Below are 26,064 nucleotides of genomic sequence, written 5' to 3'. Positions count from 1 at the left end.
ATGTGACATTCACGCGATACGCGATCTATTTTGCGCCACCGGCTCAGGCCGAATGGACAAGCTTTGCGATCCAATGGTTGGGCTGGGACATGGAAACCGGAACTGAAGTTGCGCATCCTGTCATTGATGGCGTGGAGGTCGCAGCCGCGACCGATGTTCCGCGAAAATATGGGCTGCACGCGACGTTGAAGCCGCCGTTTCGCCTGAACAAGGGGCAATCTCTGACCGACTTGCAAGATGCCTGCAATCGGTTGGCCGGAACACAACCGCCCGTCACGCTGGACGGGTTCGAAATCGCCCGGCTGGGTCGTTTTCTGGCCCTGCGGCCCTTGGGCGATACCGACGCGCTGAACGCGCTGGCGGCGGCTTGCGTCCGCGAACTTGACGGCTTTCGCGCCCCGACGTCCGCCGCGGAACTGGACCGCCGACGTGCCTCGGGCCTGACGCCGGAACAGGACGCCAACTTGCTGCGTTGGGGTTATCCTTACGTGATGGACACGTTCCGCTTTCACATCACCCTCAGCAGAAAACTGGACAAACCCACGCTGAAAACCGTTCAGGCCGCATTGGAGGACCATCTGGTGCCCCTGCTGCCCGCCCCCTGTCAGATCAGGGATTTGGCGCTTATGGGCGAAGCCGAAGATGGGAGGTTTCATCTGATCCATCGCTACGCCCTTTCCGGTTGAAGCCCGGCAAGGATCGCATCAATCGTGACTTCCAGCGGCCCGGAATTATCAACTTCGATCACACGGTTCAGCCCGTCGGGCAAAGGCATGCTAGCGCGTCCCATACGACGCGCCTGATCAGAGGCGCTTTCCCGCCCGCGTACAGAGAGGCGTTGCGCCAGCACCTCAGGGTCCGCTGTCAGCGAAATCACGATCAGGTCGCCAAAAACCGCTTGCGCGTTCAACAGAACCGAACGGGACAGATTGACCAACAGCGCATTCGCCGATTGCCGTTGGTCATCGATTTCAATCGGAATGCCATAGTGCAGCCCGTGCGCGCTCCAGTGCAACGCAAAGGCTCCGTCCAGCACCATCTTCTCGAAGACTTCAATCGACGCCCGATCAAAATCTTCACCTTCTTCGCCCTCGGGACGAGTAATCACCCGGCGAACCCGTCTGATACCCGACGACTGCGTGACCAACGCCTCCATGACGCTGTCTTTGCCGACACCTGACGGACCAACAAAGGCTATGACCGGCGCAAAGCTCATGCCGCCATTCCCGGAGTGAATTCGGACACGTTGATCTCACGATCACAGACCCGGCTGCGCGCTTCGATATCATGGAAGATGCCAACAATCGCCGCGCCGCGCGCTTTGGCCTCTTCGATCAAAGACAGCACCGTTTCGCGATTTTGCGCATCCAGTGAGGCAGTCGGTTCGTCCAACAGCATCGCAGGGTAATCGTGCGCAAATCCACGTGCGATGTTCACCCGCTGCTGCTCACCACCCGAAAAAGTGGTCGGGCTCAGGCTCCACAGTCTTTCGGGAATGTTCAACCGCCCCAACAACCCCGTCGCCTTATCCAGCGCCGCTTGCTTGTCGCACCCAACGGCCAACAGCGGCTCGGCCACCACCTCAAGCGTCGGCACTCTGGGGACCACACGTAGGAACTGACTGACATAGCCGAGCGTCTCGCGCCGTAGCGCCAGAATTTCGCGCGGTTCGGCCTTGGCGACGTCCAGATCACCGACAAAAACCTGGCCTGATGCGGCCAGGTAATTCCCATATATCACCCGCATCAGCGTTGATTTCCCTGCCCCCGAGGCCCCGGTCAGGGCGACGCATTCACCTGCGGCGGCCTTCAGCGATGCACCCTGCATCACCGGAATTACGGCACTACCCTGATTATGAAGGGTAAAGCTTTTGCTGACATTGATAAGCTCAATCATAGCACTTCATCTTTTCCAAATACTCAAACCTGCAGAACGCTGGACACGAGCAACTGCGTGTAGGCATGTTGCGGATCGTCGAGAACCTGATCGGTCAACCCGGCCTCGACCACATGACCGCTTTTCATCACCATCAGTCGATCCGCCAGCAGGCGCACGACGGCGAGGTCATGGGTGACGATGATCGCGCTCAACCCCATCTCACGCACCAAACCGCGCAGCAGATCCAGCAGACGCGCCTGAACGGAAACATCCAGCCCGCCCGTTGGTTCATCCATGAACACCAGGCGCGGCCCCGTGACTAGATTGCGGGCGATCTGCAATCGCTGCTGCATCCCGCCAGAAAAGGCCGACGGACGGTCATCCACACGAGATTCCTCAATCTCAACCCGGCCCAACCAGTCGATCGCGCGGTCCCGGATGGCGCCATAGTGGCGATCTCCTACCGCCATCAGACGCTCACCAATATTGCCGCCAGCACTGACCGACATCCGCAGGCCGTCTCGCGCATGCTGATGTACAAAGGCCCAGTCCGTACGGCTCAGCATCCGACGTTCCGGTTCGGACATGGTGACCGTATCCACTGGACCATCAGCGCGCGTGCCAAAAATCACCTGCCCCGCATCGGGTTCCAGATGACCGGCCATGCAATTCAACAGCGTCGACTTGCCCGATCCGCTTTCACCCACAATCCCCATCACCTCACCGGGGAAGAGATCAAAACTCACATCCGAGCACCCGATCCGCGCGCCATAACGCTTTTCGATGCCTTTGACCTGCAACAGGGGGGTCATGCCGCATTCTCCTCGGCCAATCGGCCAACATGGCCCGCCTCGCGGCGAGACCGGCAATAATCGGTGTCGGAACAGACGAACATCCGGTTGCCTGCATCATCCATGATCACTTCGTCGAGATAGCTATCCTCTGCCCCACAAAGATCGCATGGGTGATCGGCCTTGGTGGCCTCAAACGGGTAATCCTCGAAATCCAGACTGACGACCTTGGTATGCGGCGGAACTGCGTAAATTCGCTGTTCCCGTCCCGCACCAAACAGCTGGATCGCGTCCATCTCAAGCTTTGGGTTGTCGAATTTCGGGATCGGCGACGGGTCCATCACATAGCGGTCCGACACTTTCACCGGATAGGCATATGCGGTCGAAATCGCCCCGTGCTGGCTGATGTCCTCGTACAGCTTCACATGCATCAGCCCATATTCTTCGAGGCTGTGCATCTTGCGGGTCTCGGTCTCACGCGGTTCCAGAAAGCGCAGAGGTTCCGGGATCGGCACCTGATAAACGATGATCTGGTCCTTGCGCAGCTTCGCCTCGGGGGTGCGGTGGCGGGTCTGGATGACCGTGGCCTTTTCGGTTTCCTCGGTCGTTTTCACGCCTGCCGTGTTCTCAAAAAACTTGCGGATCGACACAGCATTGGTGGTGTCATCGGCGCCCTGATCGATCACTTTAAACGTGTCTTCGGGTGTTAATGTAGCGGCTGAAACCTGCACTCCACCGGTGCCCCAGCCATATGGCATCGGCATTTCACGGCTGGCGAATGGCACCTGATAACCGGGCACAGCCAGAGCTTTTAGAATGGCGCGCCGGATCATTCGCTTGGTTTGTTCGTCCAAATATGCGAAGTTATACTCATTCATTTTGATGTATCACTTTGTTTTTGGTGTTTTTGTGGACGTATTTCTGTTGGGCGCATTGTTATTGGCGCTATTGGTGTATCTTTTCTTTCACTCTCGTCATGCGAAGCGACGACGTCGTGCGCAAAAGCGGGATCCAAATGGCGAATGGAGTTCGGTTGGCGCGCGCACGGACTCGCCACCCGGTAGAAACCTGCGACGCCAATAAGGCAGGTTGGTAAAATCCCCAGCTTGGCTTGCCGCCGCGCATATGCGGGCGCTATCCAGTTCATTGATGCCCCCTTTCCTTTGGCTCGACCTTCATTCCGCAGCTTCTTTCGGCTGCATCCGTTCTTCGGCTTCGCGTCGTAGTTTGCGAACCAGTTCCAGCTCGGACTGGAAATCCACGTAGTGCGGCAGCTTGATATGCTCGAGGAAACCCGTCGCCTGAATGTTGTCCGCGTGGCTGAGCACGAATTCCTCGTCCTGCGCGGGTGCGCCCAGATTGTCTTCGCCCAACTCTTCCCAACGCAGGGCGCGATCCACCAAAGCCATCGCGATGGATTTCCGTTCAGACTGACCAAACACCAAACCATAGCCACGGGTGAATTGCGGGGGTTCCGTCTTGGAACCTTTGAACTGGTTCACCGTCTCGCATTCGGTCAATTCGATTTCGCCGATGTCGATGGCGAAACCCAGTTCCGGGATGTCCATTTCCACTGCGACCTTACCGATCCGCAACTCACCGACGAATGCGTGGTTACGGGCGTAACCGCGTTGCGTTGAATAGGCCATGCCCAGTACAAACCCCTCATCCCCGCGGGTCAGGGATTGCAGACGCAGGGGGCGGTTCGACGGAAACTCCATCGGTTCGCGCGTCAGATCACCCGGGGTGGTGTCACTGGCGGGTTCATCCTGAATGATGTCCTCGCCCTTCAGGAACTCAGTGATATGCGGCGTCGCCTCGGTGCGGGGTTGCGCCGTAGGCGCAGCCGGAACCTCACCTTCTGCGGCCAGTTTGAAGTCCAGCAAGCGGTGTGTGTAATCAAAGGTTGGCCCCAGCACCTGCCCGCCCGGCGCATCCTTGAACGTGGCCGAAATCCGGCGATCACACGCCATCTCATCAGTCTTAACCGGTTTCGAATAGCCAAATCGCGGCAATGTCGTTCGGTAGGCTCGGATCAGAAAGATCGCCTCGATCAAATCGCCGCGCGACTGCTTGATGGCCAGGGCCGCCAAATCGGGGTCGTACAAAGACCCCTCGGCCATCACCCGATTGACCGCCAGACCCAGCTGTTCCCGGATTTGGGCGATGCTCAGTTCGTCAATGTCGGTTGCGCCGCGTCTTTCTTCCGCCAACCAGGCATGTGCGTTTTCGATGGCCGTCTCGCCACCCTTGACTGCAACATACATTGCCTAGGCCTCCACACTGATTTGGGTACTGCGAGGCAGGGCCGCCACCCGGTCGCCGCAGGTAAAAAAGAAGTCACATCCAAGCGGGTACAAAGCCGCGTTGGCCTGCAATGCCGGGGCATCCGGCAAGGATAGCCGCGCAGTGTCTTTGATCCCCGGACCACTTAGAATAGCACCTGCTTGTTGCAGCGCGTCACATTCAACAATCAAGGTGGCCGAGCGATCTGGGTATTCTGCGGTACCGATACGAAATGATCCCAGTGGGCTGAGCTCAGCCCAACTCCCTACGGCGAAATCTGCTACAGCAGCCTGTGAAATGGGCGCACCTGTGTGAAAGGTCAGCCACTCGCGCACCCCATCGGTGTTGAACTCGCCCGCCAGATGGACCTTTGTCTCGGGGTCACACAAAGTCAGCAGCAAGGTTCCTGCTGCGATCGATAGGGGCTTTGGCGGTTGCGCACCCCTCAGGTCACGGATTTCTCCGGGCTGGGCCATTACGGTCATGGCGGCGCGGAATGCATGCGCGGCCTGGACAGGTGCATTCTGAAAACCCCCGGAAAATTGGGTCTGCGCCGTCATGTGTCCTCTCCCCTTACCATGGTGAAAAACTCAACCTTCGTCGCTGCGGCTTTGGAGGCGCGATCTGTTCTGGCGGACTGTATCTGACCCTCGAGCGGCGCGATCACTTGGTCATGAACTGCACCCGCAGCCGAGGTCTGCATCAAAGCATCAATCAATGCGGCCGCTTGGGCCTTGGACTTGGACCGGCCCTGCACGTATCCATGCCCAACCGTTCCATCCTGCAGCACCAGAGAACACCGCGTGACGGTCATTTCGCCAATGTTGAACCGAGCGCCAGTGCCACCAGTGCGCCCGCGCACCATGACGCCGCCCACTTCGGGGCTGCGCAGCCATTCAAAATTCGGGCGTACTTCGTACTTGTCCCAAAGGGGCATCAGCGCGCTTTCGGGCGCACGCGCCAGCAGGCCCATCCAGTCCTGTCGCGTTGCCTTAGAATTATATGTTTGATCTGTCATCAAAGCCTCTTGGCCGGGTTGTCTACGTGATCTATACAACTAGACAAATACTACATCCCGCTGCTGTAGCTGGCAATCCGCAACCTTGTGAAGATTTGATGACATGAGAAAAACACCTGTCTGGAAAAGCATCGCCCTGAACCTGACATCCGACATTGCGGAAGGTCGGTACAACACTGGCGACCGCCTGCCGACCGAGGCACAATTGGCGGCAAAACACGGGGTCAACCGCCACACGGTGCGGCGCGCATTGTCGGATCTGGCGGATCAAGGTCTGGTGCATGCCCGTCGCGGCGCCGGTGTCTTTGTCGCGGCCCGTCCGACCGATTATGCCATCGGCAAGCGCGTCCGATACCACAAGAGCATCTCGGCCAGCGGCAAGATCCCCGGCAAAAAGATACTAGCGATCACAACACGCGCCGCAGATGAAACAGAAGCAGAGGCCCTAGAGATCGCTTCAGGCGATCAGGTACACGTATATGACGGACTGTCTCTGGCGGATGGGCAGCCGATCGGGCTGTTCCAAAGTGTCTTTCCCGCGGACCGCTTGCCCGGCATTCTTGAGGCGCTATCCGAGACAGAATCTGTAACGAAGGCTTTGCAGCGCTGCGGTGTTAAGGATTACACCCGCATCTCAACGCGCCTGAATGCGCGCGCGGCGACGGCAACACAGGCCCTGCACCTGCGACTGACAGAAGGTGCGCCAGTTCTGTATTCCGTCGGCATAAACGCAGATCCCAATGGTCTGCCGGTTGAATTCGGGCGAACCGTATTTGCCGGAGATCGGGTCACCCTGACCCTGAACGAGGACTAGGCCGTAACGACCCTCCCGCCCGTCTTCAACCTCCTGACTGAAGTCTCATCCCGTTGGTCATTGGCCCCGTTCCCCAAGGACAGGTCCATAATGCGTTCGGCGAAGGCGTTGTCGTGACGGTTAGCGCGTCAGTTCATGCTGGGTTCCAGATTATGCTGGCACAGGAACGTCTGCCCATCTCGGCCAGTGAACTGGGAGCCCTGAATTGAGTGGGCGGTGACCTTGCCTGTGGGCTTAAGGTTTTGGAAAAGGACCATGCCGATCTCGATCTGGTCCTTGACCAATACACAAGGACGGCCAATCGTGTGATCAAGCTCATTCAATTGGATGAGGCTCAGGCCCGATCCGAAGTCGGATCCTTGCGCGACACATCAGAGGCCATCGAGGCCTTTCTGAAACGCCACCTGAGCGATGAGGAAGACCTTGCGGTTCCAATTATCCTGCACCACCGCCTAAGAGGATAAGGCCACGCATGACCGACCATTCCAAACAGGAAGATCAGGCCCATGCCTCAGAACGCCGCGCACGAGGGGAGTTCGTGCGCGGCGTCAGTGGATTCCGACATGCTATCGGCGATCCAGAGTTCCCGGCTGAACCGGGGCGCTATCACCTGTTTGTCGCCCTCAATTGCCCGTGGTGCCATCGGGTGACGCTTGCCCGCAACATATTGGGACTGCGGGATAGCATTTCGATGGATGTGGCGTTTCCCAATCGCACCACAGAAGACGACCCAGAGGGTCCGAACAACTGGCAGTTCGCCCCCGAGCTTGTTGCTTCGGCAACTGGAGCGACGTTGCCTGAATGCACCTTGGAAACCGCAACGGGACAAGGTTTCAGGTTGGTTCGCGAAATCTACCGGGCTGAAGGCTCAGAAGAACGTTCAGTTCCGATCCTGTATGACAAAATAGCCGGCCGTATCGTCAACAATGAAAGCGCCGAGATCATTCGAATGCTGAATGGCAATGCGGCGCTGCTGGGCCGCTCCTGCAATGAAGCCAACCGGCCCAACCTATACCCGGATGATCCTGCGATCCGAGCTGAAATTGACGAACTGAACGTGCAAATCTACGTCGCCATCAACAACGGGGCATACAAGGCCGGGTTCTCGTCTGATCAAAACGTCTATGCCGCCAGTTTCGGGACTTACTTCAAAACATTGGCGCAGTTGGAAGACCGCTTGGCCAGCGATGGCAGACCTTTTCTGACCGGGGACCGATTTACAGAAGCCGATCTGCGCCTTTTCCCGACGCTCTACCGCCACGACCCGGTTTACTACCTGCGCATGAAGCTAAATGGCGCCAAGATCCTTGACTACCCGCACCTCTGGCGCTGGCTTTGTCGCATCCATGACCTGCCCGGGGTGGCGAAAAGCAGTTCATTGGATCACTGTCGGCAAGGGTATTTCGGCCGAAGCTGGAACGGTGTCATTCCCGCAGGCCCATTCGTGCCGATGACGTACCCAAAAGCTTATGGGCATCCTGAACTGGCGGTTCAGCACGGGACTTCGTCGGTCATTCCCAAGACAAATGTTTAAAGCGCCGAAGCAGCGAACTTGGTATAAACTGGCACGAATTTTTCCAACCAAGAGAGGGATATTGCCATGGGAATTCGGCAGACTGAGGGACGCAAACGGCTTTATGACAGTGTTCTCGACACCGTAGGTGACACGCCCTGCATTCGGATCAACAAGATCGCGCCGTCGCATGTGACGGTCTATGTGAAATTCGAGGCTTTCAATCCTGCAGCTTCGGTCAAGGATCGATTGGCGCTGAACATTATCGAGGCGGCGGAACGTGACGGGCGGCTGAAACCTGGACAAACTGTTGTCGAGGCCACATCCGGCAACACCGGGATCGGCCTTGCGATGGTGTGTGCTGCCAAAGGGTATCCACTGGTGTTGACCATGGCCGACAGCTTTTCGGTCGAGCGTCGTAAGCTGATGCGCTTTCTGGGGGCAAAGGTCGTGCTGACGCCGCGCGCGCAAAAGGGCTTTGGCATGTATGTCAAAGCCAAGGAACTAGCCGAACAGAATGGATGGTTTCTGGCCAGCCAGTTCGAGACGTCGGCAAATGCCGATATTCACGAGAACACCACTGCCCGAGAAATCATGGCAGATTTCGAAGGTGAGCGACTGGACTATTGGGTCACCGGCTATGGCACCGGCGGGACCGTTTCCGGTGTCGCACGCGTTCTTCGTGCAGAGCGCCCCGGCACGAAAATCATCCTGACAGAACCCGCCAACGCGGCGATTGTGTCATCGGGTTATACAAACACCCGCAACGAGGGTCACCAACCCACGGAAAGCCATCCGAATTTTGAACCTCACCCCATTCAGGGCTGGACCCCAGACTTTATCCCATGGGTTCTGCAAGAGGCGATCGACAAGGATTACTATGATGAATTGATCCCTGTCCCTGGTGCCGAGGGGATTGAATGGTCCAGGCGGCTGGCGTCGGAAGAAGGGATTTTCACGGGAATATCTGGTGGCTCGACGCTTGCTGTTGCTATGAAAGTGGCCGAGCAAGCGCCACAGGGTTCCGTTTTGTTGGTGATGTTGCCAGACACGGGCGAGCGCTATCTCTCCACACCACTTTTCGACGGGATCGAAGAAGACATGACCGAAGACGAGCGCATGATTTCGATGTCGACACCTTCGGCACAGATGGCCGCCGAATAGGCAAAGCACACTTCAACTGGACGATGTTAAGACAATGGCATTCGGGATGGCCTGCGCCCCGAATGCCCTTTTTTCCAAGCGCGCTCACAACCTTCGGAACACGCAGGTCAGTCTGTAGTCGAATTCGCGCAAGACGTCGTCACCCGAATGAATTCTTATCGCTAAATCAATTGTATATGCCCGGGCGTTTCGCCGATCTTCGGGTTTGAAGCTTGACTCGGCGACCCTCCCTTCGTGCATGATGGAAGAATAAGCATCGTATTTTAGCTGCTTTTCGAACGGTCTGAATTCTCAGGAGGCGGACGATGGAAGCTATTGTTAACGGCATTAACTCTATTCTTTGGAACTACGTCCTGATCTACGGGTTGCTCGGCGTCGGCGTATTTTTCACCATTCGTCTGGGCGCGCTGCAGTTTCTACATTTCGGCGAGATGATCCGAGTTCTGACCTCGTCCAAATCCACTGACAAACGCGGAATTACGCCGTTTCAGGCACTGACCGTTAGTCTGGCGTCACGCGTTGGCACCGGGAACCTGGCCGGTGTCGCTGTGGCTTTGACCCTGGGTGGCCCCGGCGCAATTTTCTGGATGTGGATCGTGGCCCTGGTGGGGATGGCCACAGCCTATTCCGAAAGCACTCTTGCGCAGCTTTACAAGGTCACGTCTTCAAACGGGCGATACCGCGGCGGTCCTGCTTTCTACATGGCCAATGCGCTGAACGCGCCCTGGGCCGGTGTGATCTTTTCGATCTGCCTGATCGTCAGTTTCGGTCTGGTTTTTGTCGCCGTCCAATCCAACTCAATCGCCGAGGCGTTCGAAGGCGCGTTCGGGTTGAACAAATTGATTGCTGGTCTGGCGCTGGCGGCTGCCGCTGCTGTGGTCATTTTTGGCGGCATCCGAACCATTGCGCGGTTTGCCGAAATCGTCGTGCCGCTCATGGCCGGGCTTTACCTGTTGCTGGCCTGCGTCGTCGTTGTCCTGAACCTGCCACAGGTGCCTGCAATGCTGTGGTCTATCGTTGCAGGAGCCTTTGGCCTTCAGGAAGCCGCAGGCGGCGTCACAGGTGGCGTGATGGCAGCAGCGCTCAATGGTATCAAGCGCGGGTTGTTTTCAAACGAAGCTGGCATGGGTTCGGCCCCCAATATCGCAGCCGTCGCCACGCCGGCTCCGCATCATCCTTCGAGCCAGGGTTTGGTTCAGGCGTTTGGATGTTTCGTGGATACGATACTGGTCGCCACCGCGACCGCATTGCTGATCCTGCTGTCTAGCGCCATCGAACCGGACGGGGCCACCGGAATGCGTCTAACCCAGGATGCGGCAGCGGTCCACCTAGGTGAGATCGGCCGCCATTTTATCGCAATCGCAATCGTGTTTTTTGGCTTTACGTCGATATTGGGCAATTACTCATACGCAGAAAACGCCATGACGTTTCTGAAGCTGGAAGGCAATGTGCCTATCTACATCTTGCGCCTGGGCTGTCTTGCCATGGTCGTCTGGGGCGCGGTGCAAGCGGTCAGCACAGTGTTCAATTTTGCAGACGCAGCCATGGGCGTAATGGCAACCATCAACCTGGTCGCCATCGTGCTGCTATCAGGCACGGTATACAAACTGACCGTGGACTATTTCACGCAGCGAAGACAAAATCTTGAACCCCGTTTTGTGGCAAGCAAATTCCCTGAATTTGACAAAGGCGTGGACCACTCCGTCTGGACGGAGGAGGCATATGCCGAGCCCCAGCTTGATTGAAACCGGCGAGTTGCAGGTCATTCTGGATGACATCGCCGATCGCGTTGCCGGCATGTCCGACCGCGGAAAGGTCGCCCAATATATTCCCGAGCTTGCCGGGGTTGACCTGAACCAGTTCGGCATCGCTGTCGCGCCCATTGACGGCGCGCCTGTATCGGCCGGAAATGCGGACACGCTGTTTTCCATTCAAAGCATTTCCAAGGTTTTTTCGTTGACTGAAGCCCTGCAACATGTGGGCGCGACCCTTTGGCAACGTGTGGGCGCGACCCTTTGGCAACGTGTGGGGCGCGAACCTTCGGGCGATCCGTTTAATTCAATCGTCCAACTCGAACATGAACGTGGAATTCCCAGAAACCCGTTTATTAACCCCGGCGCCATCGTAGTGGCCGACGTTCTGCTAGAAGACCGAAGCTCTGATGAGGCGGTCAACGATGTACTGAACCTTTGCCGGACGCTCGCAGAGGATGCGTCCATGCAAGTGGACAAAGCCGTTGCAGACTCCGAGATGCGGACAGGGTCCAGAAACAGGGCGCTTGCGCATTTCATGAAAGCCGAGGGAAACCTAAAAGCGCCGGTCGAAGATGTTCTGTCGCTGTATTTCCGCCAATGCAGCATCGCCATGTCGTGTCGTCAGTTGGCAGTTGCGGGCCGCTATTTGGCCGCCGCAGGCCAAAACCCTGCAGACGGTTCAACCGTTCTGTCCGCGCAGCGCGCCCGCAGAGTGACTGCGCTGATGATGATGTGTGGATCTTATGACGCCTCGGGCGAGTTTGCATTCCGCGTCGGACTTCCTGCCAAAAGCGGTGTCGGCGGTGGCATCCTGTGTATCGTACCAGGCATCGCAGCGGTCACAGCATGGAGCCCGGGACTGGACGCAAAAGGCAACTCTCATTTGGCTAGCATTGCATTTCAGGAACTGGTCCGCGCGACCAGATGGTCAGTGTTCGGGCCAAGTGTTTGACTGCCGAAACACACAGTTCACTCACGCCGCTTCTCTCGTATATTTCGCGTGGTTTTGCGCAACCTTCCGGGGTTCCTCCTGTCAGCCGCTAAGACACGTGGCATACGGCCGACGTGTGACGGACTTTCCCAAGAAATCGAGAGGTTACCTCCAACCGGCATTTGCAGCGTAGCGTTTCAACAGCAAATATAATAATGTTTCAATATGACAAACAGCCTGCGCTGTGTAGTCGGCATTCTGAAGGGGAGATTGGAATGAAATTGCAGTGTGTTTTTGTGTTGTCGTTGGGCTTTGCCGCCTTATCAGCTGAAGCGCAGGAAAACCCAATTCAACACGATGCGGAATTCTATATCCTTCAAGCACAGCGTGGATCGCAATGGGCCCAGGATGACGCGGCCGTTGACGAAGCACTGGCTGCGTTTCGAGAAAGCAATGGAGGAACGCCCCCAAACATCATCAGTGTCTTGATCGATGATATGGGCTTTGGCGACATGGGAATCCCCGAGCTTAACGCCGTTCGGGGATATGAGACTCCGAACATCAACGATTTCTCAGATCAGGCACTGCGGATGGTGCGGATGTACACCGAGCCTTCGTGTACGCCGACCCGCGTGGCGCAAATGACCGGGCGATTGCCTGTGCGAATGGGCATGGGCGATACGACCGTGGACATCGCTGGTTTTGGTTTGCCCGGCGATGAGGTGACGCTGGCTGAGGTATTGAAACAGGCGGGTTATGCTACCAGTCATGTTGGCAAATGGCACATGGGCGATATCGCTGAAAGCTGGGCGATGAATCAGGGTTTTGATTATGCCCAGCACGCCATCCATCAGCAGGGTCAGTTGACTATATTCAACGACGACGCGATCAAGGAGCAGGTCTCGGTCGCGATCAAGGACTATGACGACAAATACACGCTGGACGGTTGGTTCAGACCGGACTCTGCCGCGATGATGACAGTTATCGAGGGGGAAACCGGCGGTCCGATCCGCGAAATCCGCATGGAAACCGGTGAGCGCTGGAACGCAGCGAAATACGACGAGATGAACCAGGCGTTTCAGGACAAGACACTGGAAGAACTGGACCGTCTTGCAGGCGGTGAAGACCCGTTTTTCCTGCAATACTGGCCGATGATTCCGCTGGACAACACCCGCGCCGGACGGTCGGGGCCAGAGAGCGTGAACGGCGGTCTGTATGTGGACAAAATGCAGTTGCTCGATCAGTGGCTGGGCGACTTGTTCGCGCGGCTAGAAGAGCTGGGCCTGACGGAAAACACTGTGGTTGTGGTCATGGGCGACAATGGCCATTTCACCAAATACGCGCCGCAATCCGGATTCACCCCGCTGATCTATGCTGGCGGCAAGGGTGACACGACTGAGGGCGGAATCCGTGTCGATGCTTTCATCCGCTGGCCCGGCATGATTGAGGCGGACGGTTTGCTCAACAGCATCATCCATGTCTCGGACCTCTATACGACATTGTCGCGCTTTGCCGGGGCGGATCAGTACATTCCGCGGGATAGGCTTGTTGATGGAGTGGACCAGTCTGCCGCCCTACTGTTTGCCGACGAATCCAAGGCCCGTCGCGATCACGTAATCGTCTATTCGGTGAACAAGCCCAAGGCGGTCGTGAAAGACCAGCTAAAGCTGAAACTGCCGGGGCCGGGGGAAAGCGCTATTCTGGCAAAATTCTTTGATCTCTACCGGGACACGCGTGAAGAATACTCGGTCTCGACAGAGGTTGGTGCCTGGGGCGGGCAGGAATTCGCACGCATCCTTGGCCGCCACATGGCCCGCAAAGAGAAATTCCCCGACACCGCGCCCGCCTATGGCGTACCTTACGAAGGGATCGAGAATATTCGCCCGGAAACCCAACTCGCCGTCGACGCGTTTCTCATAAAACGCGCGTCACCGCAGCAATAATTCCTGACCGCCCGCGGTTTTCCTCCAGGCGGTCTATTGGAACCCGAAATCAGGAAAAACATATGGCAGGAAACATCATTTTCGCTCTGGGTTTAGTCGTTTCACTGGGTATCGGGTTCGTCTATTTCCGCGATCTTGGCGACATTTCACAAATGGTGCTTAAGGTTAAACGCAAAAACATGATCCGGTTTATCCGGCACGAATACCGTCTGATCGCAGTGGGGTTGATCGGATTTGCCGTCGCTACGCTTGCGCATTTCATTCTGGGCGGCGGCCCATTCTGGCTGTGGCTATTCGTGACGCTACTGGTTCTTGTTCTGTATGGATTTCCCTATGTGTGGGTCCATCTGGGGCTGAGGAACCAACTCAACACTGCGGCCTTCTTTCCTATTGCCGAGGCGCAAAAATTCATCGGTCCAACCGCGCCGGTCATCGTTATTGAAAACAACGGCCATGCCCGGGCGCATCCCGATGCGCAAATCATGCGGCCCCATTTGGCCGGCAACGCCGACGGGTTGGGTGGCGAAGATATCGTCATGACCTTTTGCGCGATGGCCAACCTTGGGCAAGGCTATGCCCCCCGTATCGAAGGCAACCGGCTGGATCTTGAAGTTCTGGCCCAACATGGCAACAACCTGATCCTGCGGGACAACGAAACCGGGGAACCCATCCAACAGATCTATGGGTTTCGCGAGGCAGATCGTGATTCTGGTACGGATGGGCCCGCCTGCCCTGTGCGACCTGACGCCAAGATGCAGCCCTGGCCCACGTATCGGATGACGTTCCGCGGATTTCAAAAAGCGTTTCCCGATGGCGAGGTGTATCTGAACACGCCCTCGCCCAACCCATTCTTGCGGCTGCTGGACATGGTGACCGAGATAACCTTTGGCTGGGGGATCGCGCGCCAGCATCAGGAAGATGCGCCCGTCATGGACAATATGGACAGTTCGGACGACCGGCTTCCGAATAAGTCTTATGTCTGGGGGATCACGATCGGCAATGATGCCGCCTGCTGGACCGATGATTTCGTGGTCGAGAATGACTGGATCGTAAACGCAAATGTCGGTGGACGAGACGTGGTTGTCAGTCTGGACCCAAAGTACGAAAGCCTTGGCGTTTGGTACAATGACAAAGGCCAGCCCATCACCCGCTGCGATTTCTGGGGGATGTCGGATCAGGGAAAACTGCAACGCGTCGAGACCCTGCGTGCCGGTGTATTCTGGCATGTCTGGTCCGAGTTCTTTCCGGAAACCGATATCAATCGTGTCGGACCGCGCGTTCAACAGTCCGATGAAGCCGCTGAATGAATGAGCAATCAGATCAGATTGCCAAATTGGAACAAACGGAGGATCAAAATGGTCTTTAAGAGGGCAATAACGACCGCAGCATGGGCCGTCGCGACATGGATACCAATGACAACTGCCACTGTGGCGCAGCAATCAGATTGGTCCTATGCGGCAACAATTTACCTGTTCATGCCTGAAACGGAGGTTACGCAGGAAACTGCCCGCGGCACCGTTGATGGAACGCTGAGTTTCTCTGACGCGCTAAAAAATCTCGATCTGGCATTCATGGGCGTCTTTGGTGCATCAAACGGGCGCTGGTCACTATTGGCCGACTACAACTACGTAGACGTCTCTTTCAGCAATGACACGCCCGGTCCGGCAAGTTCTGGTCTTGAAACCTCTCTCACAACGCAATTTTTCAGCGGTTATGTAGGTTACCGGGCTTATACTACAGATACGTCCTACGTGGACCTGGTCGGCGGTTTCCGCTGGTTTCGGACGCAGACCGATTTCACCGTCCTTCCCGGAGCAGCCCCGGGCCGGTCCGTCAGTGTCGATGAAAGCTGGACAGACCCGGTCATCGGCGTTCGAGCCCGCGTCGCATTCAACGACAGGTGGTCCGGCACCGGCTTTTTTGACTACGGCGGCTTCAGCAGCGACAGCGAAACATGGCAGGTCTTGCTGACTGCGGATTATGAAATCAACGACAGGTGGGTGATCCGCGGCGGTTATCGCTATATCTCATTCGATCACGAGATTGACGGCAACGATTTCACGTTCGAACAGTCAGGCCCCATGATTGGTGCGACTTATCGGTTCTGAGGGTCTCTTTTAGCCCTTCAAACCTTACCCGATCCAAAGTCACTTAAACGACGGGGTGATCATGACCGCGTAATTGTCGGCCAGCATGGCGGCGTCATCGCGATTGAATTTGACTGATGAGAGCTTACGCAGGTCGACTTGCGTGGGCCCGTCAAAAAGCTTTGCAACATCGACGTTCATGTGCAGGTCCACATCGCCCTCAACAGCGATATCCGGTGGCAACTGGATATCGACCTCGCGCGCGTTGTCCGAAAACCCAACGTGATAGACCAACGGCGAGACCTCTTCGCCAATCCGCAGCGTTCCTTCCATCACGACGAATTTATAGCCGACCTCCCAATTCCATGCCATTTGACTGTTGGGATCAAGATCCCCGCGCGGCTGGATCGAGCCATTGGCTTCTGGGTCTACGCCGATCATGAAACGGACGTTTTCAATGCTGCCCAGGGGAATGTCGTTCAGCCTGATCGAATTGGTTGTTTCCGGATTGTCGAACCGGAGCAGATGATAGCTGTCAGGCTCAGCAAACAGTGCCCCATCTTGCGAGAGGGTCAGGTTGCTGAGGTAGAGCCGGAAGTCACGAACCCTGAACGTGCCGCGCCCGCCGGGGTTTTCGTACACGAACTCATCAAACACCAACGGATGATCACCCATCTTCGCATGAAAGGTCAAAGTGATCGACGTAGTGCGCTGCGGACCAAGAGCAAAGAACAGCGCTCCGCCAACGAACAACAGTATCGCTAGTCCCGTCATCCAAATACGCATCAGCCGTCTCCTTCGAACGGATTGGAAAACTGTGTGTTTGTTAGAAAACCCTCATCCGTCAGCGTGTTCAGGAACGCGATGATGGACTGCACCTCGTCGGGCGTCATACGCAGGCCCACAGTGCCCTGCCCGGCCTCTGGTGCATTGTCGGCCTCAAGGATCAAAGGGCTGAGCGTATCGCTAACGACAATCCCGTCATTGTAGTGATCCATGACCTCTTCCAATGTCTCGAACCGACCATCATGCATGTAAGGCGCGGTTACGGCGATGTTGCGCAGTGTCGGCACTTTGAAGAAGCCCTTGTGCGCCGGATTGCCGGTCACGGCCATCAGGCCATCCGGCAGGTCGTCATCGGAATCCAGCCCATTGTTTGAAAACCCATCCAATGCGTCCCGAAACCCGGAAGTCAAGAACTGGCTGTGGCAGTCGATGCAGTTCCCACCACGCAATGAAACCTTGGTGTCCGGATGCGCCATAAATAGTTTGCGGCCATGTTCTTCCTGCGCAGTCAAACGCACTTCGCCACGCAGAAACCTGTCGTATTTTGAATCCGACGAAATCAGCATTCGCATGAAGGTCGACAACGCCCGGGCCACGTTTTCGGCGCTGACTTCCCCGTATGCCTTGCGGAACATCCGTCGATAGTCGCGGGATGCCTGCAGTTCCGTGATCAGCGCATCCAAGTCCTGATCCATCTCGTCCGGGTGTTGAATCGGCATCAATGCCTGCGCTTCCAACGACGTTGCGCGACCGTCCCAGAAGAACCGCTCTTGGCCCCAAAGAAGGTTGATCAAACTCATGGAGCTGAACTCCAGCTCTCCGCCAGACAATGCGGGCGACTTTGCCAGACCATCAGTGAAGGCAAGGGCCTGCATATGGCATGTCGCGCAGGACACCTGATTGTTGCCGGACAGGCTCGGGTCGTAGAACAGGTGCCGCCCAAGGGCAAAGGCCTCTTGTGTCAGCGGGTTGTCCGGGGGCACAGCAAAGCGTCCAAATACGAAGGGCGCCGAGAAGCCAGCGATCGGCGTTGCCGTGGGCCCGCGTGCGCGGTCCCAGAAGACCCACGCCGTCGCCGCGATCACCACGGCGACGGCCGCTGTCAAAAACACCCGAAGCATAACGGCCCCAGAGCATTAATGGTGGTGCACAAAACCCGAACCAAACAGCCCTTCAACGTTGTCCACGCCTTTGTTGTAGCGCTCCTTGAAATTGACCTCGGCGATACGTTCGCCCGTCTCAAGATCATGGATCGTGATCGTGTGTGCGTTCAGGTCGGCAATAAAATCCACATCCGTTGGGTCGTCATCAGCCGCGTTGCCCAGATTGAGCAGGTTATTTTGAACGGCGATCAGGTCTCGGCCCGAAGCGGACGTGAAAAAGATCATGTGATGTGCACCCGGATCGGCAACGATGTCCGGCCCGCTGGATACAAGCTCGGGCAGTGCGGCCAGTTCATAGCGCTTCACAACACCCGGTAATCCATGAGAGATGAACAGCTCATCTTCAGTGCCATAGAACTCCAGCGGAACAGCGGTTTCATTGGCCACGCCACTATATATGACTTCGGCTTCTCCAAAGGTTTTGGAATCGGCGTCATAGGGGATTTTCCAGGTCTCGAATCCGAACATCGTATTGGCCAGAATGGCTGGTTCAATGTCAGCATGCATGTCAGGTCGTGCGAACAGCACCTCGACAGGTGAAGACGGAAAATCCAACGGCTTTTCGTTTTCCACCACGATGTTTTGGATGGGTTCAAGCGTGTTAAGGTCTATGATCGTCAACACATTTCCCACACCAGTCGTCATATCGGGATGTATCGTTGAGGTGACCACCATGCGGTCGTCGAACGCAGATATCCCGTGTGGGTACATGATATATGGCTCGCCCTCGCCGACTTGGCTTTTGCGTGCTTCGATAATTTTGACCACCTCGTTGGTCTGAGTGTCGAATACACCGACCGAGCCGCCATCATCGCCTCCAGTGCCACCCATGAAGGTCACGAACATATACTCCTGCCCGTTCGACGTGGCCCACATGATGTCCTCGCCAACGATCTGCCCTTGGGTATCCAGGCAGGTAAAGCCCTCAATCACCGGCGTTCCGCTAGAATCGCGGGACAGTCCAATTTCAGCCAGACTGCAGGACGGGTCCAACCCGGTCGAATAGAGACGCCCGTTCGGGCTGTAGTAGAGGTGATGCAATGGATGCTGGATATCGGGCTGCTCAACTTCACTCAGTAGCTCTCCGAACTGATCAGATTCCGGATCCAGCTCGACAATCGCGATGCTGTGATCTGTATCCAACGTCGGCAAACCGCGCAGCAGAACCATGCCCTGACTTTCCTCGCGGGTCTGAGACTGCGCCGGCGTTAGGCCAACCATCAACAGCCCGGCACCGAAAAGCACGCTTTGCGCAAGCAATTTGAATTTCATAATTCCCCCCCTTGCGATGAAACTTCTAAAAATGATTTTGGAATTCACCTTACGTAGCGTCATATCACATTCAGGAAACTGCATCAAATTGGGTTGCGATCGAGCACAAAAAAACGCCGCCCCGAACGGGACGGCGTAGGCTTAATATTTGCTGATAGACTTCTTTAGGACGCTTGGACGGCCTTCATAAAGCGGTCGCGAATCACAACCGGGTCCATCGTGATCACCGGCATCTTGGCATTGCCGCTTTCGCACTTGCTGACGATGATTGTCATTTGGCCGCTGTCGAGCGCTGCCTGCAATGCGGCGCCAGTGTCTTCGGCCTGGCACTCGACCACATTCTCGCAACCACAGGCCTGCGCCACAGCCGCCAGCGATGTCTTTTTGCCCGCGTAAGTCGGCTGATCCCCGGTCGACCCATAAGATCCGTTATCGACAATCAGCAAGATGTAATTGTCAGCCACGTTGTTGGCGATGGTCGGCAAGGTGCCGAGGTTGGTCAGGATGGACCCGTCACCGTCGATTACGATGACCGCCTTTGGCTGAGACAAGGCCAGACCCAGGCCGATGCTTGAGGCCAACCCCATAGTGCCCAGCATGTAGAAATTGGTGGGCTGGTCGTCGATGGCGTGCAGCTCCTGGCTGGGAATGCCGATGTTGCAGACAACCAATTGATCCCGCAGGATCGGCGCGATTTCTTTCAGGATTTCAGAACGGATCATTGGTCGCCATAGCCTCCCCAGAAATTGGCGTCGGTCAGAATGGCGACCGGCTTGTTGCACATGAAGGTGTATTTCAGGATCGCATCCAGCTCCTCGACATCTGCCTGATGATGGAAGTGGTAGGTCGGGATGTTCATCTGTGCCAGAAGCGCCTTGGTATGCACCGCCATCTCGACCTGGCAGGCGACGGGTTCGCGCAGCTCTCCGCGATATGAGATCAACATGGGCAATGGCATGCGGTAGTATTGGATCAACGTTGCCAACGTGTTGATGGTTACGCCGATGGCCGTGTTCTGCATGATGATCGCGGGGCGTTTACCGCCCATCCAGGCACCGGCGCACAGGCCCATGCCCTCATCCTCTTTGTTCGACGGGATGTGAAAGATGTCTTCACGCGCGTCGATTTCGTCGATAACGCCTGCCAATTGCTTGCACGGAACCGTGGTGACGAATGAGATGTCGTTGGCCACCAGATCGTCGGTGATCTTTTTGTCTATGTTCATGTCCGATATGTAAATCCTGTATGGGCGCTATAGGCGCGATTGACGGGTTACAGCCTGCGGTGCACATGCACGGCGCAAGGCGCATGACGGACGACACGCGAGGCGGTCGATCCCAGAAAATAGTCGCTGACGCCCGGTTCGTGCGAACCGATGACGATGCAGTCAAATTTGTTTTGTGTCGCAAAGTCGATCACCGTGCGAGCCGTGTGACCTTTGACAATCTCGGCCTGAACACCTTCAAGCCCCGAAACTTTTTCCCGCAACAAGGTGCGTGCCGCGCGAAAGCCTTCGGCGACGACATCCTTGTCGAGATAGGCACTGACAGAGCCCTGAGGCATCTCGTAGACATGCAGGGCCACGATCTCGGCCCCTTCTGCCGACAAGGCTTTGGCGATTTCCAAAGTGTGCGGCGAAATCCCATGATCCAGCGCCATTGGGACGAGAATTTTTTTATACATGAATACCTCCGTTTCTGCCTGGACTAGACCCAGGGTGCGAGGATGATCTTAGGTGCGGCCACAGCACCTTTCCGCAAATCGCGAAAGGCGTCGGCAGCTTCAGACAAGGCCCGTTCCTCTATCCAGTTCAACGGGCCCAAACGGCCATCGAAAATCGCCTGCACGGTTTTTCTGAAATCCTCGGCAGTATAAGTATAGGTGCCGATAAACGTGATCTCCTGCAAGGTCATACGACGTATATCCAAACCGCCAGCATCCTCACCCAACCCAACATGCACGATAACGCCGCCCGGCTGAACGTGATGGGAAGCGGCTGCACGGGTCGCAGAATACCCCACTGCGTCAACAACCAGTGAGAACGTATCATCCGTGGCTTCAACCACATTGAAAGAGCCCAAACTCTGTAAATAGGCGCGCCGCATATCATTCGGTTCGATGATGACAATATCGTCAACGCCGGCTGCTGCCAGTGCCAAAGCTGCCGCCACACCAATCGCGCCGCCGCCAATCACCAACGTATCACGCGCCATTCCCTGATGCAGCGCCTCAAGGCCCAAACGAACCGCATGCCAACTAACCGCCAATGGCTCAGCCAAAGCGGCCTGCTGAAATGATACGTGGTCCGGCACCTTAACCAGATTTGCATCCGGCATTGCGACATATTGGGCAAAAGCCCCTTCACGCGGTGGCATCGAGATGATCTGCCGGCTGGGGCACAGGTTTTCCCGACCTGCCTCACACGCCGGGCAGACACCACAGTTGACCAAAGGATTGATCGTTACGCGCGTACCGTCGCGTGGACCTCCAACAATCGTCCCTGCGGCCTCGTGACCCAGAATAAGCGGTGCAGGTCGGCGCGCGTCGTGACCCAAATAGGCGTGCATATCCGAGCCGCAAATCCCGACGGCCTCGACCCGGATCAATTGCTCACCTATGTCGGGCGCAGCATCTGATACGTCCTCATAGGTCAAATGCTCAACACCCTGATAAACAAGCGCTTTCATTTCGCTGTAAACCCTCCGTCGACCATCAAAACTTGCCCTGTGACGTAGTCGGACGCCCGTGAGCACAGGAACAGGATCGGCCCATCGATATCCTCCATCTGCCCGTTCCGGTTCATGCAGGTTTGCGCCGCGTTACGATTTGCCCGGTCGGGGTCATCGAAAACGGCCTGCGTTAGCTCGGTCGGGAAAAACCCCGGCCCGATGGCGTTTGCAGTGATGCCGTCAGCGGACCAAGCCTCGGCCATGGCCCGCGTCAGTTGCCCAACCCCGGCCTTGCTGGCTCCATAAGCAATACCGCCCGGGAAAGCGCGCGTGGTCTGAAGCGAGGCGAAATTCACGATCCGCCCCCACCCCCGAGCTTTCATCGCAGGCACCAATGCCTGGCTTAGGAAGAACGGGGCGCTCAGGTTCAGCTCAAGCGTCTTGTCCCAGCCTTCGGCGGTCACGTCATCGGCCACTTCGCGCGTGTTGATGCCCGCCGCATGTACAATGATGTCCGGCGCGCCAAAACTGGCTGAGACCTCTTCGGTGAGCGATGCCATGCGCGACCGATCGGCCACGTCGGCAACAACTGTGGCCACGCTGTCGCCCCCTTCAGCTTGCAAATCTACCAGTGCTTCCGGTCGACGGGCGACACCAACGACGCACGCCCCCGCTGAGGCCAACACAAGCGCTGCTCGACGCCCAAGGCCCGAGCTTGCGCCAGTCACGCAAGCAACACGCCCGGTCAGATCGAACAACGCGCGCGGATCATTCATCGGCGGTCAGGTTAAACTGTTCGTCAGGGAAATATTTGGCAAGGCGCACGTCTGCAGCCCGCGCATGCCCTTCCATGCCTTCCAGCCGGGAAATACGAGCGGTCGCCTCGGCAATGGATTTCGAGCCTTCGCGTGTAGCGCGCTGCCATGTGACGATCTTCATGTACTTGTGAACGCTCAAGCCGCCGGTATAGCTGGCCGCGCCGGATGTCGGCAGAACGTGGTTCGTACCGGTCGCCTTGTCACCGTAGGACACTGTGGTTTCTTCACCCAGAAACAGCGATCCATAGCAGGTCAGCCGACCCAGCCACCAATCCAGGTCCTCGGCCTGAACGGTCAGGTGTTCGGGCGCATAATCGTCCGAACAGGCCGCCATTTCTTCACGATCTGAACAGACGATAACTTCGGCATAATCACGCCACGCAGCAAAGGCGTTTTCCCGGTTGAGTTCAGGCAGATCCTCGATCAGCGCTGGCACCAGCTCCATGACTTTTTGCGCAAGGCCCCGGTCATCCGTCACCAACCAAACCGGAGAGTTATAGCCGTGTTCCGCCTGACTCACCAAATCGGTGGCCACCACATGCGCATCTGCAGAACCGTCCGCAAGGATCAGGCTGTCGGTCGGCCCGGCAATCATGTCGATGCCAACCTTGCCATAAAGAATGCGCTTGGCCTCGGCCACAAACTGATTGCCTGGGCCCACAAGAATATTTGCGCTCGGCAGGCCGAACAAACCATAGGTCATGGCGGCCACGCCCTGAACGCCGCCCATGGCCAGAATGCTGTCTGCACCGCAAATATGCGCTGCATAGACAATCGCAGGCGCCACGCCTTCACTCGAACGTGGCGGCGAACAGGCTGTGATGTGGCGGCACCCGGCAACCTTTGCCGTAGTGACCGTCATGATCGCGCTGGCAATATGGCTATAGCGTCCGCCGGGCACATAGCAGCCAGCCGCGTCCACAGGGATGGCCTTTTGGCCAGCGACGAAGCCCGGGACAATTTCGATCTCAACGTCAGACACTGTGGATTTCTGCGTTTCAGCAAACCGGCGAACGTTGTCGTGAGCAAACCGAATATCGGCCTTGAGCCTTTCGGGAACAAGCGCGCAGGCGGCCTCGATCTCATCGGCGGTCATCAACACGTTGCCGTCAAACTTGTCGAACTTGACTGCGTATTCCAGCGCTTTGGCATCCCCGCCAGCCTCAATGTCGGCAAGGATTGTCTTCACTGTATCATGCACTTCCGTGGCATGAGATTGAGCCGTCAGGGTCGCCTTTTTCAGATAGTCGCGAGGCATATTCAGTAGGTCCTATTGGTAGATTTCAGGAAGCAAAGTGGTCGAAACCGCCGGAACGTAAGCAATCAGAAGAACTACGATCAGCATTGTTAATACGAATGGAATAGCACGAGCCGCAATCTTCAGAATGGACTCACCCGTAATGCCAGATACGACGAACAGGTTCAGGCCAAGGGGCGGCGTGATAAACCCGACGCCCAGCGCGGTGATCATCATAATGCAGAACTGGATTTCGTTCATCCCGATGTTATCGGCCAACGGTTTAAGGATCGGGGCGAGGATCACGATGTTGGGGGTCGTTTCCATAACGCAGCCCGCAGCAATCAGGATACCGATCATCAGCAGGATCAGCAGGTACGGATCGTCGGTCAGCGAAGTGATCGAGGCGACGAACCCCTGAGGCACGCCCATGATCGCCAGCGCCTCGGCCAAGGGGGCCGAAAAGGCAATGATCGGCAGGATCACCCCGTTCACCTTGGCTGAGCTGACCAACATCGACGGAAAGTCGGCCAGTGTCAGGGTGCGCATGATGAAACCCATGATGATGGTGACAACCACGGCGGTGGCACCCGCCTCGGTCGGGGTCAGGCGACCCGAAAAGATGCCATAGAAGATAATCCCGGGCACAATAAAGGCGTACCAGCCGGATTTCAGGGCCTTGCCCAAATTGGCCAGCCACTCGCCCATCGTCATCATGCCGCCACCCTCATAGGCGTAAAGACGGTTCATGATGATGTTGGTGATCAAGATCGAAACCAGAATGGCCAGACCAGGAATCAGGGCGGCCAGAAACAGGGTCGACGCAGAAATCCCCAACACCAGACCGATGATGATGTAGGCAATCGAGGGTGGGATCAGGATGCCGGTACAGGCCCCGGCCGCGACCAAGGCGCAGGCGTAGGGACGCGGATACCCGCTTTCGACCAAACGGTTGATGGTCATGCGACCGACAGCGGCCGCACCTGCTGCATCCGAACCCGAAATGGCGGCGAACATGCCGCAAACCAGAACGGTGGCCGAGCCAAACCCGCCCTTGGCGAAGCAAGTCAGCGCCTCAGCCACATCCAGGAATTTACGTGACAAACCAGTACGGACCAGCACGTCACCTGTCAGGATAAACAGCGGCACGGCTGTCAGAGCAAAAGCGTCGATTCCAGTAAAAAGGCTCTCGCCCACAAGGCTAAGCGGTAGATCGCCCGACATGACCAACATGACGATGGCAGCAGAACCAATCGCTGCCCACACCGGAACAGCCATGGCGATCAGCACAACGAACAGAATGACGGGCAGGTAGAAATCCCAGCCCAGTTCTACGGTTTGATTGAGGGTGTTCCAGAGCATCTCAGATCCCCTCAGTCAAACAGCTTGTCACCTTCGAAGACGGGCGTGCCGTCGCGAAGGGATTTGATGTCACGCATAAACGATTGGATCAGGCGCCAGATCATCAGCGCAAAGCCGGTCGGCACCGCCATCAGGAACCAGACTTTGGACACCCGGAGGCCATCAGTCACTGACCCGAACTTGGCTGAGACGTGAACCGCCTCATATGACCAGTAAAGCGCGATCACAGCGACGGCGAACATCACAAGATCGCCAAAGATGTACAGCAGGGCCTTGGGACGCGGCCCAAGGTAATGCATGACGACATCAATCCGGATATGCGCCCGTTCCTTGACCGCTGCCGCGGCACCGATCCAGGCCAAATAGATGAAGGAATACCGGACGATTTCTTCTCCCCAGATCGAGGAATAAGCGAATATCTCGCGCCGCAGAACCTCGATGGCCATGGTGATGACCAGCATCACGTAGAACACCAGCAGCAGCCAGCGCTCGGCGTTGCGATCAATATTTCGGAGTAAGGTCATCGTGTTCCCTCGGCGACAGAACAGTCAGGCGCGGCCTTCTGTTTCGGGCCCTTT

The 26,064-nt window shown here is 56.9% G+C and carries 29 protein-coding genes; 10 read left to right on the top strand and 19 right to left on the bottom strand.

All coding sequences use genetic code 11. The features are described 5' to 3' along the window. The first annotated feature begins 2 nt into the window (after window positions 1-2). Window positions 3-686 carry a DUF1045 domain-containing protein gene (locus DHN12_RS14850; RefSeq protein WP_108860916.1) on the top strand — a complete coding sequence of 228 codons (684 nt, stop codon included), beginning with the start codon at window positions 3-5 and terminating at the stop codon, window positions 684-686. Here DHN12_RS14850 and DHN12_RS14845 read toward each other — a convergent pair. The 8 genes from DHN12_RS14845 to phnG are packed head-to-tail and all read right to left on the bottom strand — an operon-like array spanning window position 668 to window position 5,973. Further along, the gene (locus tag DHN12_RS14845) at window positions 668-1,216 is read right to left on the bottom strand and encodes an AAA family ATPase (protein WP_108860915.1); all 549 of its coding nucleotides are present in this window, start codon (window positions 1,214-1,216) and stop codon (window positions 668-670) included. The genes DHN12_RS14850 and DHN12_RS14845 overlap by 19 nt on opposite strands. Next, window positions 1,213-1,896: a phosphonate C-P lyase system protein PhnL gene (gene phnL, locus DHN12_RS14840; RefSeq protein WP_108860914.1), complete on the bottom strand. Its 684-nt coding sequence runs from the start codon at window positions 1,894-1,896 to the stop codon at window positions 1,213-1,215. Before phnL ends, DHN12_RS14845 begins: the two co-directional genes overlap by 4 nt. Before the next feature lie 23 nt (window positions 1,897-1,919). Beyond that, window positions 1,920-2,690 (bottom strand): phosphonate C-P lyase system protein PhnK, encoded by a 771-nt coding sequence (gene phnK / locus DHN12_RS14835; protein WP_108860913.1) that lies wholly within the window; start codon window positions 2,688-2,690, stop codon window positions 1,920-1,922. Further along, a complete protein-coding gene (locus tag DHN12_RS14830) occupies window positions 2,687-3,547 on the bottom strand; it encodes an alpha-D-ribose 1-methylphosphonate 5-phosphate C-P-lyase PhnJ (RefSeq protein WP_108860912.1) in 861 nt (286 codons plus the stop codon). The genes phnK and DHN12_RS14830 overlap by 4 nt, the downstream gene beginning before the upstream one ends. Next, window positions 3,544-3,816 carry a hypothetical protein gene (locus tag DHN12_RS24460; RefSeq protein WP_159090041.1) on the bottom strand — a complete coding sequence of 91 codons (273 nt, stop codon included), beginning with the start codon at window positions 3,814-3,816 and terminating at the stop codon, window positions 3,544-3,546. The genes DHN12_RS14830 and DHN12_RS24460 overlap by 4 nt, the downstream gene beginning before the upstream one ends. A gap of 28 nt (window positions 3,817-3,844) precedes the next feature. After that, on the bottom strand, window positions 3,845-4,936 hold the full coding sequence (locus tag DHN12_RS14825; RefSeq protein WP_108860911.1) for a carbon-phosphorus lyase complex subunit PhnI: 1,092 nt from the start codon (window positions 4,934-4,936) through the stop codon (window positions 3,845-3,847). Window positions 4,937-4,939: 3 nt separating this feature from the next. After that, window positions 4,940-5,515 carry a phosphonate C-P lyase system protein PhnH gene (phnH, locus tag DHN12_RS14820; protein WP_108860910.1) on the bottom strand — a complete coding sequence of 192 codons (576 nt, stop codon included), beginning with the start codon at window positions 5,513-5,515 and terminating at the stop codon, window positions 4,940-4,942. Next, entirely contained in the window at window positions 5,512-5,973 is a 462-nt protein-coding gene (gene phnG / locus DHN12_RS14815; protein ID WP_058279421.1) for a phosphonate C-P lyase system protein PhnG, read from the bottom strand. Before phnG ends, phnH begins: the two co-directional genes overlap by 4 nt. 103 nt (window positions 5,974-6,076) lie before the next feature. On the opposite strand from phnG, the gene phnF reads away from it, so the two are divergent. The 9 genes from phnF (at window position 6,077) to DHN12_RS14770 (ending at window position 16,200) form a co-directional block, all read left to right on the top strand. Further along, on the top strand, window positions 6,077-6,787 hold the full coding sequence (phnF, locus tag DHN12_RS14810) for a phosphonate metabolism transcriptional regulator PhnF (protein WP_108860909.1): 711 nt from the start codon (window positions 6,077-6,079) through the stop codon (window positions 6,785-6,787). A 209-nt stretch (window positions 6,788-6,996) separates the two neighbouring features. Then, window positions 6,997-7,251: a hemerythrin domain-containing protein gene (locus tag DHN12_RS14805; protein WP_108860908.1), complete on the top strand. Its 255-nt coding sequence runs from the start codon at window positions 6,997-6,999 to the stop codon at window positions 7,249-7,251. Between the two features lie 8 nt (window positions 7,252-7,259). Next, window positions 7,260-8,321 carry a glutathione S-transferase C-terminal domain-containing protein gene (locus tag DHN12_RS14800; protein WP_108860907.1) on the top strand — a complete coding sequence of 354 codons (1,062 nt, stop codon included), beginning with the start codon at window positions 7,260-7,262 and terminating at the stop codon, window positions 8,319-8,321. Between the two features lie 66 nt (window positions 8,322-8,387). Beyond that, entirely contained in the window at window positions 8,388-9,464 is a 1,077-nt protein-coding gene (locus DHN12_RS14795) for a PLP-dependent cysteine synthase family protein (protein WP_108860906.1), read from the top strand. A 305-nt stretch (window positions 9,465-9,769) separates the two neighbouring features. Further along, the gene (locus DHN12_RS14790) at window positions 9,770-11,209 is read left to right on the top strand and encodes a sodium:alanine symporter family protein (RefSeq protein ID WP_108860905.1); all 1,440 of its coding nucleotides are present in this window, start codon (window positions 9,770-9,772) and stop codon (window positions 11,207-11,209) included. Next, window positions 11,187-12,170, top strand: a complete 984-nt coding sequence (locus DHN12_RS14785) for a glutaminase (protein WP_108860904.1) — start codon at window positions 11,187-11,189, stop codon at window positions 12,168-12,170. The genes DHN12_RS14790 and DHN12_RS14785 overlap by 23 nt, the downstream gene beginning before the upstream one ends. Before the next feature lie 254 nt (window positions 12,171-12,424). Beyond that, window positions 12,425-14,092 (top strand): sulfatase-like hydrolase/transferase, encoded by a 1,668-nt coding sequence (locus DHN12_RS14780; RefSeq protein ID WP_108861038.1) that lies wholly within the window; start codon window positions 12,425-12,427, stop codon window positions 14,090-14,092. A 62-nt stretch (window positions 14,093-14,154) separates the two neighbouring features. Then, window positions 14,155-15,399, top strand: a complete 1,245-nt coding sequence (locus DHN12_RS14775; RefSeq protein ID WP_108860903.1) for a DUF3179 domain-containing (seleno)protein — start codon at window positions 14,155-14,157, stop codon at window positions 15,397-15,399. A gap of 105 nt (window positions 15,400-15,504) precedes the next feature. Next, a complete protein-coding gene (locus tag DHN12_RS14770; RefSeq protein WP_108860902.1) occupies window positions 15,505-16,200 on the top strand; it encodes an outer membrane protein in 696 nt (231 codons plus the stop codon). A 39-nt stretch (window positions 16,201-16,239) separates the two neighbouring features. Here the strand turns inward: DHN12_RS14770 and DHN12_RS14765 are convergent, their stop codons facing one another. The 11 genes from DHN12_RS14765 to DHN12_RS14715 all read right to left on the bottom strand — a co-directional run bounded on the left by DHN12_RS14765 (window position 16,240) and on the right by DHN12_RS14715 (window position 26,010). Beyond that, on the bottom strand, window positions 16,240-16,965 hold the full coding sequence (locus DHN12_RS14765; RefSeq protein WP_108860901.1) for an MbnP family protein: 726 nt from the start codon (window positions 16,963-16,965) through the stop codon (window positions 16,240-16,242). Next, window positions 16,965-18,086: a cytochrome-c peroxidase gene (locus DHN12_RS14760; protein WP_108860900.1), complete on the bottom strand. Its 1,122-nt coding sequence runs from the start codon at window positions 18,084-18,086 to the stop codon at window positions 16,965-16,967. The genes DHN12_RS14765 and DHN12_RS14760 overlap by 1 nt, the downstream gene beginning before the upstream one ends. A 15-nt stretch (window positions 18,087-18,101) precedes the next feature. Beyond that, complete coding sequence (locus DHN12_RS14755) at window positions 18,102-19,400, bottom strand: hypothetical protein (RefSeq protein ID WP_108860899.1); 1,299 nt, start codon at window positions 19,398-19,400, stop codon at window positions 18,102-18,104. A gap of 164 nt (window positions 19,401-19,564) precedes the next feature. Then, window positions 19,565-20,122, bottom strand: coding sequence for a sulfopyruvate decarboxylase subunit beta (comE, locus tag DHN12_RS14750; protein ID WP_108860898.1), 558 nt, complete (start codon window positions 20,120-20,122; stop codon window positions 19,565-19,567). Continuing rightward, entirely contained in the window at window positions 20,119-20,625 is a 507-nt protein-coding gene (gene comD, locus DHN12_RS14745) for a sulfopyruvate decarboxylase subunit alpha (protein WP_058275426.1), read from the bottom strand. The genes comE and comD overlap by 4 nt, the downstream gene beginning before the upstream one ends. A gap of 47 nt (window positions 20,626-20,672) precedes the next feature. Then, the gene (locus tag DHN12_RS14740) at window positions 20,673-21,083 is read right to left on the bottom strand and encodes a universal stress protein (protein WP_108860897.1); all 411 of its coding nucleotides are present in this window, start codon (window positions 21,081-21,083) and stop codon (window positions 20,673-20,675) included. A 23-nt stretch (window positions 21,084-21,106) separates the two neighbouring features. Further along, entirely contained in the window at window positions 21,107-22,087 is a 981-nt protein-coding gene (locus DHN12_RS14735) for a zinc-binding dehydrogenase (RefSeq protein WP_108860896.1), read from the bottom strand. Further along, window positions 22,084-22,845, bottom strand: coding sequence for an SDR family NAD(P)-dependent oxidoreductase (locus DHN12_RS14730; RefSeq protein WP_108860895.1), 762 nt, complete (start codon window positions 22,843-22,845; stop codon window positions 22,084-22,086). Before DHN12_RS14730 ends, DHN12_RS14735 begins: the two co-directional genes overlap by 4 nt. Next, window positions 22,838-24,145 carry a histidinol dehydrogenase gene (hisD, locus tag DHN12_RS14725; RefSeq protein ID WP_108860894.1) on the bottom strand — a complete coding sequence of 436 codons (1,308 nt, stop codon included), beginning with the start codon at window positions 24,143-24,145 and terminating at the stop codon, window positions 22,838-22,840. Before hisD ends, DHN12_RS14730 begins: the two co-directional genes overlap by 8 nt. Before the next feature lie 12 nt (window positions 24,146-24,157). Then, on the bottom strand, window positions 24,158-25,486 hold the full coding sequence (locus DHN12_RS14720; RefSeq protein ID WP_108860893.1) for a TRAP transporter large permease: 1,329 nt from the start codon (window positions 25,484-25,486) through the stop codon (window positions 24,158-24,160). 11 nt (window positions 25,487-25,497) lie between these two features. Further along, a complete protein-coding gene (locus DHN12_RS14715; protein WP_058275420.1) occupies window positions 25,498-26,010 on the bottom strand; it encodes a TRAP transporter small permease in 513 nt (170 codons plus the stop codon). Between the last annotated feature and the right edge of the window lie 54 nt (window positions 26,011-26,064).

Origin of the sequence: Ruegeria sp. Alg231-54 (assembly GCF_900143525.1) — a bacterium.
Lineage (GTDB): Bacteria > Pseudomonadota > Alphaproteobacteria > Rhodobacterales > Rhodobacteraceae > Ruegeria.
Note: the sequence above shows the minus strand (reverse complement) of the source record. Positions and strands in the feature narration are given on the sequence as shown.